Source organism: Mesorhizobium sp. B2-3-5 (genome assembly GCF_006442395.1).
Taxonomy (GTDB): Bacteria; Pseudomonadota; Alphaproteobacteria; order Rhizobiales; family Rhizobiaceae; genus Mesorhizobium.
In genome coordinates, this window is the sequence record NZ_VFVX01000007.1 from 1 (window position 1) to 15128 (window position 15128).

The 15128-nt window shown below is 63.5% G+C and carries 10 protein-coding genes; 5 read left to right on the forward strand and 5 right to left on the reverse strand.

Annotated features, from left to right (window positions below):
- Positions 1 to 310: 310 nt before the first annotated feature.
- The 3 genes from FJ958_RS10560 to FJ958_RS10570 all read left to right on the forward strand — a co-directional run bounded on the left by FJ958_RS10560 (position 311) and on the right by FJ958_RS10570 (position 2897).
- Positions 311 to 955, forward strand: a complete 645-nt coding sequence (locus FJ958_RS10560; protein ID WP_140742257.1) for a hypothetical protein — start codon at positions 311 to 313, stop codon at positions 953 to 955.
- A gap of 91 nt (positions 956 to 1046) precedes the next feature.
- Complete coding sequence (locus FJ958_RS10565; RefSeq protein ID WP_140742259.1) at positions 1047 to 1967, forward strand: uracil-DNA glycosylase; 921 nt, start codon at positions 1047 to 1049, stop codon at positions 1965 to 1967.
- Positions 1968 to 2084: 117 nt separating this feature from the next.
- Positions 2085 to 2897, forward strand: coding sequence for a helix-turn-helix transcriptional regulator (locus FJ958_RS10570; RefSeq protein ID WP_140742261.1), 813 nt, complete (start codon positions 2085 to 2087; stop codon positions 2895 to 2897).
- On the opposite strand, the gene FJ958_RS10575 is transcribed toward FJ958_RS10570, so the two are convergent.
- Entirely contained in the window at positions 2898 to 3863 is a 966-nt protein-coding gene (locus FJ958_RS10575; RefSeq protein WP_140742263.1) for a DMT family transporter, read from the reverse strand.
- 229 nt (positions 3864 to 4092) lie between these two features.
- Between FJ958_RS10575 and pepN the strand changes: the two genes are divergently transcribed.
- Together pepN and FJ958_RS10585 are read left to right on the forward strand one after the other, a co-directional pair.
- Positions 4093 to 6738, forward strand: a complete 2646-nt coding sequence (gene pepN, locus FJ958_RS10580; RefSeq protein ID WP_140742265.1) for an aminopeptidase N — start codon at positions 4093 to 4095, stop codon at positions 6736 to 6738.
- Between the two features lie 207 nt (positions 6739 to 6945).
- Positions 6946 to 9267 (forward strand): PAS domain-containing sensor histidine kinase, encoded by a 2322-nt coding sequence (locus FJ958_RS10585; RefSeq protein WP_140742267.1) that lies wholly within the window; start codon positions 6946 to 6948, stop codon positions 9265 to 9267.
- 45 nt (positions 9268 to 9312) lie between these two features.
- Here FJ958_RS10585 and FJ958_RS10590 read toward each other — a convergent pair whose 3' ends face one another.
- From FJ958_RS10590 to FJ958_RS10605, 4 genes are read right to left on the reverse strand one after another with little or no spacing between them, the layout of a single operon-like run.
- On the reverse strand, positions 9313 to 9792 hold the full coding sequence (locus tag FJ958_RS10590) for a hypothetical protein (protein ID WP_140742269.1): 480 nt from the start codon (positions 9790 to 9792) through the stop codon (positions 9313 to 9315).
- Between the two features lie 51 nt (positions 9793 to 9843).
- Positions 9844 to 12804, reverse strand: a complete 2961-nt coding sequence (locus tag FJ958_RS10595; RefSeq protein WP_140742271.1) for a bifunctional [glutamine synthetase] adenylyltransferase/[glutamine synthetase]-adenylyl-L-tyrosine phosphorylase — start codon at positions 12802 to 12804, stop codon at positions 9844 to 9846.
- Positions 12804 to 14285, reverse strand: a complete 1482-nt coding sequence (locus FJ958_RS10600) for a HAMP domain-containing sensor histidine kinase (protein WP_140742273.1) — start codon at positions 14283 to 14285, stop codon at positions 12804 to 12806. Before FJ958_RS10600 ends, FJ958_RS10595 begins: the two co-directional genes overlap by 1 nt.
- Positions 14286 to 14293: 8 nt before the next feature.
- Positions 14294 to 14968, reverse strand: a complete 675-nt coding sequence (locus FJ958_RS10605; RefSeq protein WP_027046649.1) for a response regulator transcription factor — start codon at positions 14966 to 14968, stop codon at positions 14294 to 14296.
- Positions 14969 to 15128 lie beyond the last annotated feature (160 nt).

Consider the following 15128-nt stretch of genomic DNA (forward strand, 5'->3'; position numbering starts at 1 on the left):
TTGAGGCGGATGGCCGCGGCAAGGCCGGCCGGCCCGGCACCGACGATGACCACGTCGAATTCCATGCTTTCGCGTTCGATATCGCTCATCAACCCCTCCGCACTGGCTTGCCGCTGTTCGCGTATCTTGCTGGCTCCTGCGCTGCATAGCGCATCAATTGACGACAGGAAACCGGCGCATACGTGACAATGCGGATTTGGCCAAAAAGTCGCGCATCTTGCGGCATGGTAGCCGTTTCTGCACGGCGCGACCCGCCAACCCAACGTTTTTTAATTGTTCGACGGCTTGCTTATCGGCCATACTTCCCGCCATGCGCATTCCTGAGCCCGCCGGCTTTTCTTCGACGCGCTTTCTATCGACGCCCGGCCGGGCCAGCCGGGCGATTCTTCTGGCCCTTCTGACGTTGGCATCAGGTCACGCCGCCGCGAACGAGGTGAAGGTCTGGGCAACAGGCGCCTACTCCTTCTCCGACGAGCTTGGCGGCTTCCGCATCACCGGAGCCTCAGGCATCGGAACCAGGGACGATCCGCTGGTCATCACCGAAGAGCTGAATTCAGCGACACCGGTGACGCTGACCATCCGCACGACAAAGCCGATCCAGCCATTCGGCAAGGCGGGTGAGTTCGCCAACGGTATCATGTATATGCGCATCGACGTGCTCAACAACAGCGGCCAGGCCTGGATCGAGTTCCAGTTCGAGCTTCAGGAAATACTGGATCAGCCAAGCGTGTTTGGAGACGGACTTTCGTTCGACCAGCGCAACAAGACGCCCGACAATATCTGGTCGAGCAACTTCGCCGATTTCGACCGCGACTTCGAACCCTATGACCGGCTGCTGTTCAGGAATGGCAAGGTCGATCCGCTGAAGACCGCCAGCTTCGAGTTCCTGATGACCGACTACACGCCGCGATGGACTTTCTACCTGGTGCAGGATCCGCGCATCCCGACAGGATAGGGCCAATCGCCATCTGGGGGAGACGCCTGTCGCCACCGCTTTCACCAATCCCAAACTTGCAAATCGTGGTCGCGCGGACGATGGTGGCGCCATGACTGCCACCGCCCCCAACACCCCAGCCGAAATCGCCGAGCTGCTCGCCTTTTATGCCAGCACGGGCGTCGACGAGGCGTTGGAGGACACACCCATCAACCGGTTCGCCGAAGCTTCTCGTCCGAAGCAATCCGAGCGCGCGCCTCCACCGGTCGCGCCCGCCCACAAAGACAGGCCCCAGGAGCGGCCCTCATCGAACCCCGGTGTCGACCAAATCAGAGCTGCGGGGCAGCAAGCGGCGTCGTCCCGGTTGGACGCAAGCAAGGTGCCGGATGCGCCGGCGCGTACCGTGGCCGCCGCCATACCTGACGAGGCGCAGGCCGCCCTCGCCCGGCAAATGGCGGCGAGCGCTTCCACGCTCGAGGAGCTGCGCCAGCGCATGGCGGCCTTCGATGGCTGCAATCTCAAGGCCACCGCCAAGAACCTGGTGTTCGCAGACGGCAATCCGCAGGCCGCGGTCATGCTGGTGGGCGAAGCGCCGGGCCGCGACGAGGACATCGAGGGACTACCCTTCGTCGGCCGTTCCGGCCAGCTGCTCGACCGCATGCTGGCCGCGATCGGGCTCGACCGCGCATCCGTCTACATTGCCAACGTCATTCCATGGCGGCCGCCGGGCAATCGTACGCCGACGCCACATGAGACCGAGATCTGTCGGCCGTTCATCGAGCGGCAGATCGAGCTGGTCAATCCCAAGGTGTTGGTCAATCTCGGCGGGCCGTCGGCCAAGACCTTGCTCAACACCTCCGAAGGCATCCTCAGGCTGCGCGGCAATTGGCGCGTCCACATCACGGCCTCCGGCATCGCCATTCCGGCCATGCCGACACTGCATCCGGCCTATCTTTTGCGTACGCCCGCGCACAAGAAGCTGGCGTGGCGGGATTTTCTCGAAGTGAAGGCGAAGCTGCGGGCGCTGTCCTAGACTCTTGGTCTTTGCGCAATTCCGGACGGGAAACCGCTACGCACTTTTCCTGGAATTGCTCCAGCGATGACCTCGCAGGTAATTGAAATGTGCCCGGTGTCGGCCTAGTCATCCGCCATGACAACCGCTCAAACCTCCGCCGGCAGCCTCATCCGCGAATGGCGCACGCGCCGGCGTATGAGCCAGCTTGACCTCGCCATGGAAGCCGAGATTTCGCAGCGGCATCTGAGCTTCGTCGAGAGCGGGCGCGCCGCGCCCTCGCGCGACATGGTGCTGCATCTTGCCGAGCAGCTCTCGATACCACTTCGGCAACGCAACCAATTGCTGCTGGCGGCGGGCTTCGCGCCCAGCTTCAGCGAACGGCCGCTGACCGACACGACACTGGCGCCGGCGATGGCGGCGGTCGAGATCGTGTTGAAGGGACATGAGCCGTTCCCGGCGCTGGCCGTGGACCGGCACTGGAACCTGGTTTCGGCCAATGCCGCGATCGCGCCCTTCCTCGCCGGTGTCAGCGAGACTGCGCTGCTGACGCCCCCGGTCAATGTGCTACGCCTATCCCTGCATGCTGGCGGCATCGCGCCGCGCATCGTCAACCTCCAGGAATGGCGCACGCATCTGCTGGAGCGGCTGAAGCACCAGAACGATGCCACCGGCGATCCGGTTTTGATCGAGTTGGAGCGCGAATTGCGCGGCTATCCGTCCGGTCTGAAGGGCAGCCGGCCGGCGCCGGTCGAGCCGAATGCCATCGCGCATCCGCTCAGGCTTGCCCATGGCGATCAGGTCCTGTCGTTCATCAGCACCATAACCGTGTTCGGCACACCGCTCGACGTGACCTTGTCGGAGTTGGCGATCGAATCCTTTTTCCCGGCGGATGAACAGACACGGACGGTGCTGGTGCGGCTGGCGAAGGAACGGGCCGAACGGTCGTGATCAGCCCTGCGGCAAGGCCGCCTTTCGCGTCCTCGTGCGTTCCAGGCCGAGTTGGCGCTCGCGCCAGATGATGAAGATACCGGCGGCCACCACGATCACACCACCGACCAGGGTGCTGAGCGAGGTCACGTCGCCGAAAACGAAATAACCGACGACAACGCCGAGGATCATCGAGGTGTATTCGAAAGGCGCCACGACCGAAGCCTCGGCATGGCGATAGGCCGCCGTCATCAGGATCTGACCGAGGCCGCCACAGAAACCAGCAATGATGAGAAGCGCGACCTGCGCCGAACTCAGCCATTGCCAGCCGAAAGGCAATGTCAGCAGCGACAGCACGCTCGCGGTTGACGAGAACCACAACACGATGGTCGCCGTCTTCTCCGTCTGCACGAGGTTGCGCACGAGCAGCATGGCGACAGCCGATATCGCCGCGGCCACCAGTACGGCCACCACGCCCAGGACCTCCTGATCGTCGAGCCCCTCGCCCGAGTTGAGCAGGGTCAGTTCCGGCCAGGAAATGATGAGCACGCCGATGAGACCGACGGCGACAGCGCTCCAGCGATAGACGCGGATCGTCTCGCCGAGGAAGATCGAGGAGAACACCACGACCAGCAGCGGCTGCGCATAGTTCAAGGTGATCGCCTCCGGCAGCGGCAGCCTGGTCAGCGCGAAGAAGCCAAGCCCCATGGCGCCGACGCCAACGATGCCGCGCGCGATATGGTTGAAGGGCCGTTTGGTGACGAATGCCGTGGCCAGCTGTCTCTTGAATGCCAGGAAAGCAATGATCGGGAAGATGGCGAAGAAGGAGCGGAAGAAGACGATCTGGCCGGCGGGCACGTCGCCAGCCGCCTTGATGCAGGTTTGCATGCCGACGAAAACCGCCACGGAGACGATCTTAAGCGCGATGCCCCTCAGCGTGTCGTGCCCGCCGGTGGTCTCTGGTTGCGCCCTCACTCCTGATGTCACTCTATGGATGCGTCCTTGATCGTTGCTCAGATCCGTCCCGGCGTTGTCCGCCCGTCCCGATTTTCGGCCCGACGATCATGACTGCCTTGTGATGGTTGGGAAGGAGCGCCTGAAATAGGCCTTCTCACAGTTTTGTCGAAGGACTGTTTCGTGTAAAGAGCGCGGGCTTCGAATTTTTTGGACCAGTCAGACCATGTCTGGTCCCCGGAAAGACAGGAAAAGCCAGGGAATGCGCACTGACACAGGCCAGGTCTTCAAACTGGAAGACTATCGCCCCAGCGACTACCTCATTCCGGAAACGAACCTTGAATTCCGTCTTTCGCCACAGGCCACGACCGTCACCGCGCTACTGACGATCGAGCGTCGTGACGGCGTAGCCGCATCGGCCCCCCTAGTGCTCGACGGCGACGGGCTGACGCTCAAGCGCGTCGAAATCGACGGCAAGAAGGCAAAGCCGGCGGATCTGCTGACAAGCCCAGACCAGTTGACCATTCTCAAGCCACCGGCCGCGCGCCGTTTCCAATTGCTGATCGAAACAGAAGTGGCGCCGGCCGGCAACGAAGCCCTGATGGGTCTCTACCGCTCGAACAACGTCTATTGCACGCAATGCGAGGCCGAGGGCTTTCGCCGCATCACCTATTTCCTCGATCGCCCCGATATCCTGTCCGTCTACACCGTGCGGATCGAGGCGCTGCGCGACGAGGCGCCGCTGCTGCTGTCCAACGGCAACCTAGTCGACAAGGGCGACCTCGGCGACGGCCGGCACTATGCCGTCTGGCACGACCCCTTCCCCAAACCGTCCTACCTTTTCGCACTGGTCGCCGGCAATCTCGGCCAGGTCGCCGACGATTTCGTTACCATGTCGGGCCGCAAGGTCGAACTCGGCATCTATGTCGAGCCCGGCAAGGAGAAGCTTGCCGGCTATGCGATGGACGCGCTGAAGCGGTCGATGCAATGGGACGAGGAGGCCTTCGGCCGCGAATACGACCTCGACGTCTTCAACATCGTCGCCGTGTCCGATTTCAACATGGGCGCGATGGAAAACAAGGGCCTCAACATCTTCAACGACAAATATGTGCTGGCCGACCAGGAGACCGCGACGGATGCCGACTTCGCCAATATCGAGGCGATCATCGCGCATGAGTATTTCCACAATTGGACAGGCAACAGAATCACTTGCCGCGACTGGTTCCAGCTTTGCCTCAAGGAAGGGCTGACGGTCTTCCGCGACCACGAGTTCTCCGCCGACCAGCGCTCGCGCGCGGTCAAGCGCATCGCCGAAGTGCGCACGCTGCGCGCGCACCAGTTTCCCGAGGACCAAGGCCCGCTGGCGCATCCGGTGCGGCCGCGCCGCTACCGTGAGATCAACAATTTCTACACGGCGACCGTCTACGAAAAGGGCTCCGAAGTGGTGCGCATGATCCGCACCATTCTCGGCGCTGTGGCCTTTCGCGCCGGCATGGACCTCTATTTCGATCGGCACGACGGCGAAGCGGCGACGATCGAGGATTTCATCAAGGTGTTCGAGGATGTGTCGGGCCGCGACCTCTCGCAGTTCGCGCTCTGGTACCATCAGGCGGGCACGCCCAATCTTACGGTCAGTTCGACGCACAATCCGGCCGCGCAAGAATTCACGCTGGAGATCGAACAGTCGGTGCCGCCGACGCCGTCCGAAAGCCGCAAGCGGCTGATGCATATCCCGCTCGCCTTCGGCCTGATCGGCGCTGGCGGCAAACCTGTCGCGTATAGCGGCGTCGAGGGCGCCAGCGTCGAGGACGGCGTCATCCATGTCCGCAAGCGCCGTCACATTGTGCGCTTTTCAGGCGTTGCCGAACGTCCGGCGGTGTCGCTCAACCGCGGCTTTTCAGCGCCGGTGACGCTCGCTGTCGAGCAGAAGGCCGATGACCAGTTCTTCCTCGCTCGCCATGACAGCGATGCCTTCTCGCGCTGGCAGGCCTTCAACACGCTGTTGACCGATGCGCTGATCGCCGCCTTCCGCGAAATCCTCGGCGGCAAGCAGCCCGAGTTCGCGTCACGGCTGACCGAACTTGCCGGCAGCATTGCCGGCAACGAGACGCTGGAGCCCGCCTACCGCGCCCTGGCCCTGGCGCCGCCCGCCGATGCCGACATTGCCCGCGACATCGGCAAGAACATCGATCCAGACGCCATCCACGTGGCTCGACAAGCCCTTGCGCTCGCCATCGCCAGGGCCAACCGGGAACCGTTCGCGCAGCTGTATGATCGCCTCGTAGACAAGGCCGCGTTCAGTCCGGATGCGACAAGTGCCGGGCGACGCGCCCTGCGCAACGTCCTTTTGGACTATCTCTCGCTGCTGCCAGGCGGCGCGGCCCTTGCCGTTGGGCATTTCCAGTCCGCGACCAACATGACCGATCGCGCGGCCGCATTGATGGTCCTTGCGCATCGCCACCACGGTTCGCCGGAGGCAAACAAGGCGCTGGCGACTTTCGAAAAGACGTATGCATCCGACCCGCTGGTCATGGACAAATGGTTCCAGATCCAGGCCAGCGTGCCGGGGCCCCAGGCGGTGGACACGGTTCGCGCCCTGACCGCTCATCCGGCCTTCTCGATGAGCAATCCGAACCGGGTCCGCTCACTGATCGGTACATTCTCCAGCGCCAACCAGACCGGCTTCCATCGCCCTGACGGCGAAGGCTACCGGTTCTTCGTGCAAGCGGTGCTCGAGGTCGAAAAGCGCAACCCGCAAGTGGCGGCAAGGCTGGCGACGGCACTGAGATCGTGGCGTTCACTCGAACCAGGTCGGCAGGCCAAGGCGAGAGAGGCACTGCTTACGATCGCGGGAGCCGAAAACCTGTCAGCCGATCTGAGGGATATCGTCGAGCGCACGCTGGCCTAGCCACTCCCCAGCCTTCTCCAATGTGGGAGAAGGCGGAGGCGCCGCACGTCCAAAGGCCAATATTTCAATCAAATTTTAATCTTTTTTCGCCGGGCCACTGGACAAGGCGAATCACCTTTGATTCTTTAATGGCGATTCGGATGTGCGGTGTTGCCGGATCACCAGCACATGGAAATGCGGGCATACTGAAATCGGGGAGTGCCATTTATGGCGAAGGCGGACGCGTGGGGCGCGCCCGGAGGGATGGCTTTTGCGCGGCGCGAAACGCGAAGCGACGGCCTTGCCGGGAATACGCGGCTCATCGCCGAACCGACCTACAAGCGGCTTCTGGCCGCCGAGCCGTTGCTGCGCCGCTCGATACCGGCCCTCATCATCATCTTCCTGGTCGTCATCGCGGCACTGCGTGTCCTGTCGCTGATGAATGAGCGCGACGATGTCGAGCGCGACGCCAAGGCGGTCCTCACACTGGCGGCGGCACAGCTCGCCAGTTCCCTCGCCGTCACCTCGGATACCGTGCCTGGCGCCATCCAGGACCTGCTGGAGACCACCAGCCGTCAGGGCGCGATGGGCCGCAGCCATGTGCTCGTCATCACCGACAGCGCCTTCAAGATCACCGCGGTGACGCCGCGCTCGACACCCTGGCAAGGCCATTCGCTTGATGGCCTCGTCCAGGGCGGTCAGCCTCTGTTCATGTTCGGCGACCGTGCCGGGGTGATGGAGGTCAACATCGGCGGGCAGGACTGGTATGCAGCGGTCAGCCTCGCCAAGGACAGGAAGGGCGCCGCCGCGGCTCTCGTGCCGCAGGAAGCGGTTTTCGACACATGGCGCAAGACCGTCTCGCTGAACGTCACCCTCTTCGTGCTGACGGCCGGCGTGCTGATCATCATCCTCTATGCCTATTTCGGGCAGGCGGCGCGCGCGCAGGCCGCCGACCGCATCTATCTCGAAGCGCATCAGCGCATCGACATGGCGCTCGTGCGCGGCCGCTGCGGCCTGTGGGACTGGGACATGGTGCGCGGCAAGATGTACTGGTCGCGCTCGATGTACGACATGCTGGGCTACGAGCCTTGCGAGACGATGCTGTCCTTCGGCGAGGTCGACGAGATCATCCACCCCGAGGACGGTGACCTGTTCGAGCTCGCCAACAGGATTGTCGCCCGCGAGATCGACCATATCGACCAGGTGTTCCGGATGCGGCACGCCGATGGCCAATGGGTGTGGATGCGCGCCCGCGCACAGGTCATGGATCCGGAGGCACCCGAAATCCAGCTGATCGGCATTGCCGTCGACGTCACCGAGCAGCGCCATCTGGCGCTGCGCTCGGAGGCGGCCGACCTTCGCCTCAGGACCGCCATCGAGAACATCAACGAATCCTTCGTGCTGTGGGATTCGGCCCAGCGCCTGATTATGTGCAACTCCAAGTACCAGCAGGATAACGGGCTCTCGGATCGCGACGTGATGCCGGGCGTGACGCGTGTGTCGCTGGAAGAGCGGATGCTGGCCTTTGCTTCCGAGCGCCGGCTTGCCAACACCAATGGCCCGCAAGGCGGCGCCACCTTCGAGCGGCAGTTGTCCGATGGCCGCTGGCTGCAGGTCAACGAGCTCAGGACCAGGGATGGAGGCACCGTCTCGGTCGGGTCCGACATCACCCAGATCAAGCTGCATCAGGAGAAATTGGTCGACAGCGAGCGCCGGCTGATGGCGACGATCCATGATCTGAGCCTCGCCCGCCGGGCCGAAGAGGAACGGTCGCGCGAACTGGTCGACCTCAATCGCAAATACATGAAGGAAACCGAGCGCGCCGAAGCGGCGAACCGGGCCAAATCCGAATTCCTGGCCAACATGTCGCATGAATTGCGCACGCCGCTGAACGCCATCATCGGTTTCTCCGAACTGATGGAACAGGGCCTGTTCGGCCCGCTGGGCTCGGAGCGCTACGAGGAGTATGCCACCGACATCAACAGCAGCGGCAAATACCTGCTCGGCGTCATCAACGACATCCTCGACATGTCGAAGATCGAGGCGGGCCAGTTCTCGCTGGACCAGGAACAGATCGATCTCGGGCCGTTGATCAGCGAGACGGTGCGTGTCGTCTCGCTGCAGGCCGCACAAAAGGCGATCACCGTGGAGACACGCATCGCCGACGCGTTGACTTTGTTCGCCGATCGCCGCGCCATCAAGCAGATCGTCATCAACCTTCTGTCCAATGCGGTGAAATTCACCGGCCAGGGCGGCCACATTACAGTCAGGGCCCGCAACACATCGGGAGCCCTGGTGCTGACCATCGAGGACAATGGCTGCGGCATCCCGAAGGAGGCGCTCGGCAAGCTTGGCCGGCCCTTCGAACAGGTGCAGAACCAGTTCTCCAAGAACCATGCCGGATCCGGGCTTGGCCTCGCCATCTCGCGCTCGCTGGCCGAACTCCAGGGCGGCGCGCTGAAAATCCGTTCGACCGAGGGTGTCGGCACGATCGTTTCGGTGCGCATCCCGGTGAAGAAGGCACAGCCGGCGATTAAAGCCGCAGCCTGAGCGACAGGCTCCGAGCGGCGTCGCCGGAGCCTGCATCAGGGAATTTCACTGCATGCTGCCGTCGTTGCCTTCGTCATCCCATCGGTGGTGACGGCCGAAGCGGCCGCCCTTCGGCAGTTCGCCCTTATCGATCTTGCCATCATTGTTCTTGTCGAGGATGGCGAAGACTTTCTTCTCGCGGCCGGCGATGTCATCCGACGTCAGCGTGCCGTCGCCCTTGGTGTCGTAGCGAGCGATGATGCGCCTGGCCATCCGCTCGAAACGCGCCTTCTCCAACGCGTCCGCGAGCTGGGCGACGGTCAGCTTGCCGCCATTATCGGCAACGAGCTTCTTCAGTCGCGCGTCCATCACGTTGGAAAACTGGTCGAAGGTGATGGCGCCACCTGAATCATTCATTGCCTTGTCGAGGCGCGCCATCATGCCCTCGCGCATTTTTGCGCTGGCATTGTTTTCCGCGTAGGCCGTGGTGCCTACGGCTCCGGCCAGAGCTACGAAGGCAAGGGCAAGCTTGGTTGACTTTTTCATGGTCTTCTCCTGTTGCATCGTCACCCCCGATGCGGCCCGGAAAACCGTTCGTCACGGTCGTCCGGCACGAAGCAAAAGGTCAAAGTCCTTCCTGACCTTTCGCGACGTCTCTTTGAGGTGTGCTTCCAGCACACCGAAATCCGGCAGGTCGGTGACCGCCAGAAGCAGATCGGAAAGCCCCGGCGGAACGTCGTCGCGCTCGAAGGCGCCGATGAGGCACAGCCGGGTCATCTGGGTCAGCGCCAGGTAGAGGGCATAGGCATCGCCAAGTTCCTGCCTGACCCCGGCGTCGGCGAAGCGAGGTGCCAGGCGGGCCAGTATTTCGGCCGGACCAGTCGCGCGGGGCCCGGCGTCGACCTGCCCGGTAATGACAGCCACCTGGGCAATGAATTCGAGATCGATCAGTCCTCCGGGGATCAGCTTGATGTCCCAGAGGTCGCGCGGCGGCTTCTCCGTCTCGATCATGGCCCGCATATCCGAGGCCTCGGCCTTCACCTTTGCCGCGTCGCGCGGCTGGCCAAGCACCGCGGCAACTTCCGCTTCGACCTCGGCGCACAGGCCGGCGTCGCCGGCAATGGCGCGCGCCCGCGACAGCGCCATATGCTCCCAGGTCCAGGCTTCCTGGCGCTGGTATTTCTTGAAGGCATCGATGTGGGTGGCCACGGGGCCCTTGTTGCCGGATGGCCGCAGCCGCAGGTCGAGTTCGTAGAGCACCCCTTCGGCCGTCGGCGCTGAAACGGCGGAAATGAGCCTCTGCGTCATTCGGGTGTAGTAATGCGAGGGGGCCAGCGGCCTTTCCCCGTCCGATTCGTCGGCATCCGCATCGTGGTCGTAAAGCAGGATGAGGTCGACATCCGATCCCGCGGTCAATTCGCGGCTGCCGAGCTTGCCCATGCCGAGCAGCGTAACCACACCGCCGGCGATCGTGCCGTGGTGCACCGCGAATTCGGCGATGACCGCCCGCAGGGCTGCCTCGATGGTGAGGTCCGCGAGATCGGAAAAGGCGCGGCCGGCCCGGGCCGGATCGATCGAGCCGGCAAGCAGCCGCACACCGATCAGGAACTTTTGCTCCGAGGCAAAGATGCGCAGCCGGTCCAGCACCTCCTCATAGGCTCTGTCACCTTCGAGGAAGGCGGACAGCCGTGCCGAGAGATAGCCACGATCCGGCAGCTCGGTCAGAAGAGCGGGGTCGAGCAGGCCGTCGAACACATGCGGCCGGCGCGTGATGATCGCCGCAAGCCGAGGCGCGGCGCCCATGATCGTCGCCATCAGCTTCAGCAAGGCCGGATTGGACTGCAGCAGCGAGAACAGCTGGATGCCAGCTGGCAGGCCGGCAAGGAACTCGTCGAAGCGGACCAATGCCTCGTCCGCCCGCCGCGTCTGGCCGAAGGCCTTGAGCAAGGCCGGTGTCAGTTCCGTCAGCCGCTCACGCGCCTCGGCGGACTGGGTGACGCGATAGCGCCCGAAATGCCAGCCGCGGATGACACGGCAGATGTCACTCGGCCGCTGGAAGCCGAGGCCGTGCAAGGTGCGCAGTGTATCGGGGTCGTCCACGTCGCCGGTGAAGACCAGATTGCCGATGCCCGCCGAAAGCTCCGGCGCGGTCTCGAACAACGCCGCATAGTGACGTTCGACCTGCTGCAGCGAGGCGCGGAACGCGCCGGCAAACCCGGCCGCATCGGCAAAGCCCAGCATGTGAGCGATGCGCTCCAGCCCTTCATCATCTTCCGGCAGCATGTGTGTCTGCTCGTCCGCCACCATCTGGATGGCGTGCTCGACACGGCGAAGGAACCAGTACTGGCGGGCAAGCGCGTCACGCGCATCGGCGGTGATCCAGCCGCGCGCGGCAAGCTGGCCGAGCATCGGCACGGTCTCACGGCCACGCAGTTCCGGGAACCGGCCGCCCGCGATGAGCTGCTGGGTCTGGACGAAGAACTCGATCTCGCGGATGCCGCCACGGCCGAGCTTGACGTTGTGGCCTTTCACGGCGATCTCACCATGGCCCTTGTGGGCGTGGATCTGGCGCTTGATCGAATGGACATCGGCAATCGCGGCGTAATCCATGTATTTGCGCCAGATGTAAGGCTGAAGTTCCTTCAGGAAGGCAGCGCCCGCGGCCAAGTCGCCGGCCACCGGACGCGCCTTGATCATCGCCGCACGCTCCCAGTTCTGGCCGCGCGCTTCGTAGTAGCGCAGTGCCGCCTCGACCGGGATGGCGAGCGGCGTCGAACCTGGATCCGGGCGTAACCTGAGATCGGTGCGGAAAACATAGCCGTGCTCGGTGCGGTCCTGCAGGATGCGCACCAGCCGTCGCGTCAGGCGCGAAAACAGCTCCGTGGCGTCGAGCGGATCGACCATGGCGGCCGCTTCCGGGTCGAAGAAAACGACGAGATCGATGTCGGAGGAGAAATTCAGCTCATGCGCGCCGAGCTTGCCCATGCCGAGCAGGATCCAGCCGGATTGCCGCGCCGGATTGCCGAGGTCGGGCAGTCTGAGCTTGCCCTGGCCATGCGCGTCCCGCAGCAGGAAGTCGACGGCCGCGCGGGTGCAAGCTTCGGCAAGGTCGCTCAGCCGCCGCACCGTCAGCGACGTTTCGGCCTCACCGGCGAGATCGGCGATCGCGATCAGGAAATGCGCCTCTGCCTTGCATTGGCGCAGCGCCATCATCAGGTTGGATTCGGAAACCGCTTCGGCCAGCGGCGCCTGATCGATCGCCGTGGTGATCGCTTTCAGGCGAGCCTCGATCGGCTGGTCGAACAGACCGTCGAGAATCCGCGGCCGGCGTCGCGCCGTATCGCGCAGGAATGGCGAGAGGTCGAAGACAGCGGCCAGGAAAGCCTGGGCCTTCCCCTTGCCGCCCAGGAAATCGTCCAGCCGCGCCCGCCCTTCCTCGCGGGCCATAGCCGCAATTTCTGCCAGGTCGTGTCGCGCCCGGTCTTCGTCGAGAGGGGCAAGCTCGGCCACCGGCTGCAGCAGCCAGTCCGTGCCGGTCCGTTTCGCAACCGCGGCCATCAGTGATCCTCCCTTGCTGGGAAACTCATGACCACGGATAGTCCCGGATTGCCAGGCAAGAGATCAAGCCGCCCATTGTGAAATGTCATGACCGCCTTGGCGAGGCTGAGGCCGAGACCGGAACCGGGCTGCGAGCGGCTCTTCTCCAGCCGCACGAAACGTTCGGTCGCCCGGGCTCGATCGGCGTCATCCGGAATGCCCTGGCCGTTGTCGGCGACACAAAGCCTGATTTCGCCATGCGTGCGCCCGAGCGTCACACGGACAGCCGGCTTGGACGTGGCGTCGGTCGAATATTTGATCGCATTGTCGACGATGTTGGACAGCGCCTGGCCGATCAGTTCGCGATTGCCGTTGACGACAAAGGCGCCGTTCACCTCGGCTTCGAGGGAAACGCCAGCCTCCTCCGCCACCGGTTCGTAGAGTTCGACGACATCGCGCACCGCCGCCGCCAGATCGACGCGGGTGGTGTGCTCCGAGGAATAGCCCGCCTCCAGCCTGGAGATCATCAGGATGGCATTGAAGGTCTTTATCAGTTGGTCGGACTCGGCGATGGTGCCTTCCAGTGCCTGGCGATAGTCGGCAGGCTTGTTCTTGCCAGAAAGAGTTGCTTCGGCTCGATTGCGCAGCCGGGTCAGCGGTGTCTTCAGATCGTGCGCGATGTTGTCCGAAACCTGCTTCAGGCCTTCATTGAGCGTGGCGATCCTGGCCAGCATGGTATTGAGGTTTTCCGAAAGCCGGTCAAACTCGTCGCCCGCTCCCGTCACGGGCAGCCGGCCGGAAAGATCCCCACCCATGATCCGGCGGCTGGCTTCCGAAACGCCGTCGATGCGCTTCAGCGCGGCGCGGCCGACAAAGAACCAGATCAGGATACCGCCCAGGCCCATCATGCCAAGCGCCAGCGTCAGCGCGCGGCGGATGACGGCGCGAAAGCGCTCCGGTTCGCCAAGATCGCGGCCAACCAGCATGATCATCTGATTGGGCAGCCGCAGCACCAGCGCGATGGCGTTATGACCTTTCTCGCCTTCGGGCTGCGGCGCCGCGTTCTCGCCGGTTGAAGGAGACGTCGTCTGATCGGACGTTCCGCTGCGCAGGCGGTCGAGTTCGCCTTCGCCGAAGCGCTTGTAGGAGAAGGGCTGGGTTGTCCAGCCTTCGGTGTCGATCACCCCCGGTTCCAGGCTCTGCACATTGCCGGTCAGTATCTGGCCATTGGCGTCGGCTATCAGATAAAGGTTGGCGCCGGGCTGTCGGGAGCGTGCCTCGACCACGCGCACCAGTACCGGCAGACCACCGCGCTGATACGCGCGGGCGAGGCCAAGCACTTCGTCGTTGATGGTCTCCTGCGTCTGCGTCGTCAGCATGCGTGCCGACAGTGAGGTCATGTAGAAGACGAGCAGAACGGCGCAAAGGGCGAACAGCAGAAGATAGAGCGCCGAAAGCCGCGCAGCCGTCGTCTTCATGATGGCGGGCACGGAAAGGGCCATGCTGCCGCCTAGCCGCCCTTCAGCATGTAACCTGCGCCGCGAACCGTATGCAGGATGGGCTTGTCGAAGCCCTTTTCAATCTTGCCGCGCAGCCGTGAAACATGAACGTCGATGACATTGGTCTGCGGATCGAAATGGTAATCCCAGACATTTTCGAGCAGCATGGTGCGCGTCACCACCTGGCCGGCATGGCGCATCAGATATTCGAGCAGGCGGAATTCGCGAGGCTGCAGCGTGATCTCGCGCGCCGCCCGGCGGACCGAATGCGACAGCCGGTCGAGTTCAAGGTCGCCGACCCGGTAGACGGTTTCGGCCTCCTTGGCGCTGGCGCGGCGGTTCAGTACCTCGACGCGGGCCAGAAGTTCGGAGAACGCATAGGGCTTGGTCAGATAATCGTCGCCGCCGGCGCGCAAGCCGGTGACCCTGTCATCGACCTCTCCCAGCGCCGACAGGATCAGCACTGGTGTGGTGTTGCCCCTTGAGCGTAGCCCGGCGATGACCGACAGGCCGTCACGGCGCGGCATCATCCGGTCGATGACCATCACGTCATAATCGCCGGCGTCGGCAAGCGCGAAGCCGGTCTCACCGTCACCGGCGACATGCGCGGTATGACCGGCTTCGGTAAAGGCTTTCTGCAGATAATCCGCAGCCTCCCGATCGTCTTCTATGACGAGAATCTTCATAGGACCGTTATACGCGATTTCGCTGGAAGGTTGAGTAGCCGGCATGTGCATTCAGCCTTTGCCAAAGCGCATCGAGATCAAGATGACCCGGGGCGCGCGCGATGAGATCTTTGTTCTCCGGCATCGTTACGCCGGACATTCCAAGCCGAACATTCCAAGT

Coding starts and splice junctions, on each gene's coding strand:
- FJ958_RS10565 (WP_140742259.1), top strand. CDS start 1,047: ATGACTGCCACCGCCCCCAACACCCCAGCCGAAATCGCCGAGCTGCTC.
- FJ958_RS10590 (WP_140742269.1), bottom strand. CDS start 9,792: ATGAAAAAGTCAACCAAGCTTGCCCTTGCCTTCGTAGCTCTGGCCGGA.
- FJ958_RS10600 (WP_140742273.1), bottom strand. CDS start 14,285: ATGGCCCTTTCCGTGCCCGCCATCATGAAGACGACGGCTGCGCGGCTT.
- FJ958_RS10570 (WP_140742261.1), top strand. CDS start 2,085: ATGACAACCGCTCAAACCTCCGCCGGCAGCCTCATCCGCGAATGGCGC.
- FJ958_RS10605 (WP_027046649.1), bottom strand. CDS start 14,968: ATGAAGATTCTCGTCATAGAAGACGATCGGGAGGCTGCGGATTATCTG.
- FJ958_RS10595 (WP_140742271.1), bottom strand. CDS start 12,804: ATGGCCGCGGTTGCGAAACGGACCGGCACGGACTGGCTGCTGCAGCCG.
- FJ958_RS10560 (WP_140742257.1), top strand. CDS start 311: ATGCGCATTCCTGAGCCCGCCGGCTTTTCTTCGACGCGCTTTCTATCG.
- FJ958_RS10585 (WP_140742267.1), top strand. CDS start 6,946: ATGGCGAAGGCGGACGCGTGGGGCGCGCCCGGAGGGATGGCTTTTGCG.
- pepN (WP_140742265.1), top strand. CDS start 4,093: ATGCGCACTGACACAGGCCAGGTCTTCAAACTGGAAGACTATCGCCCC.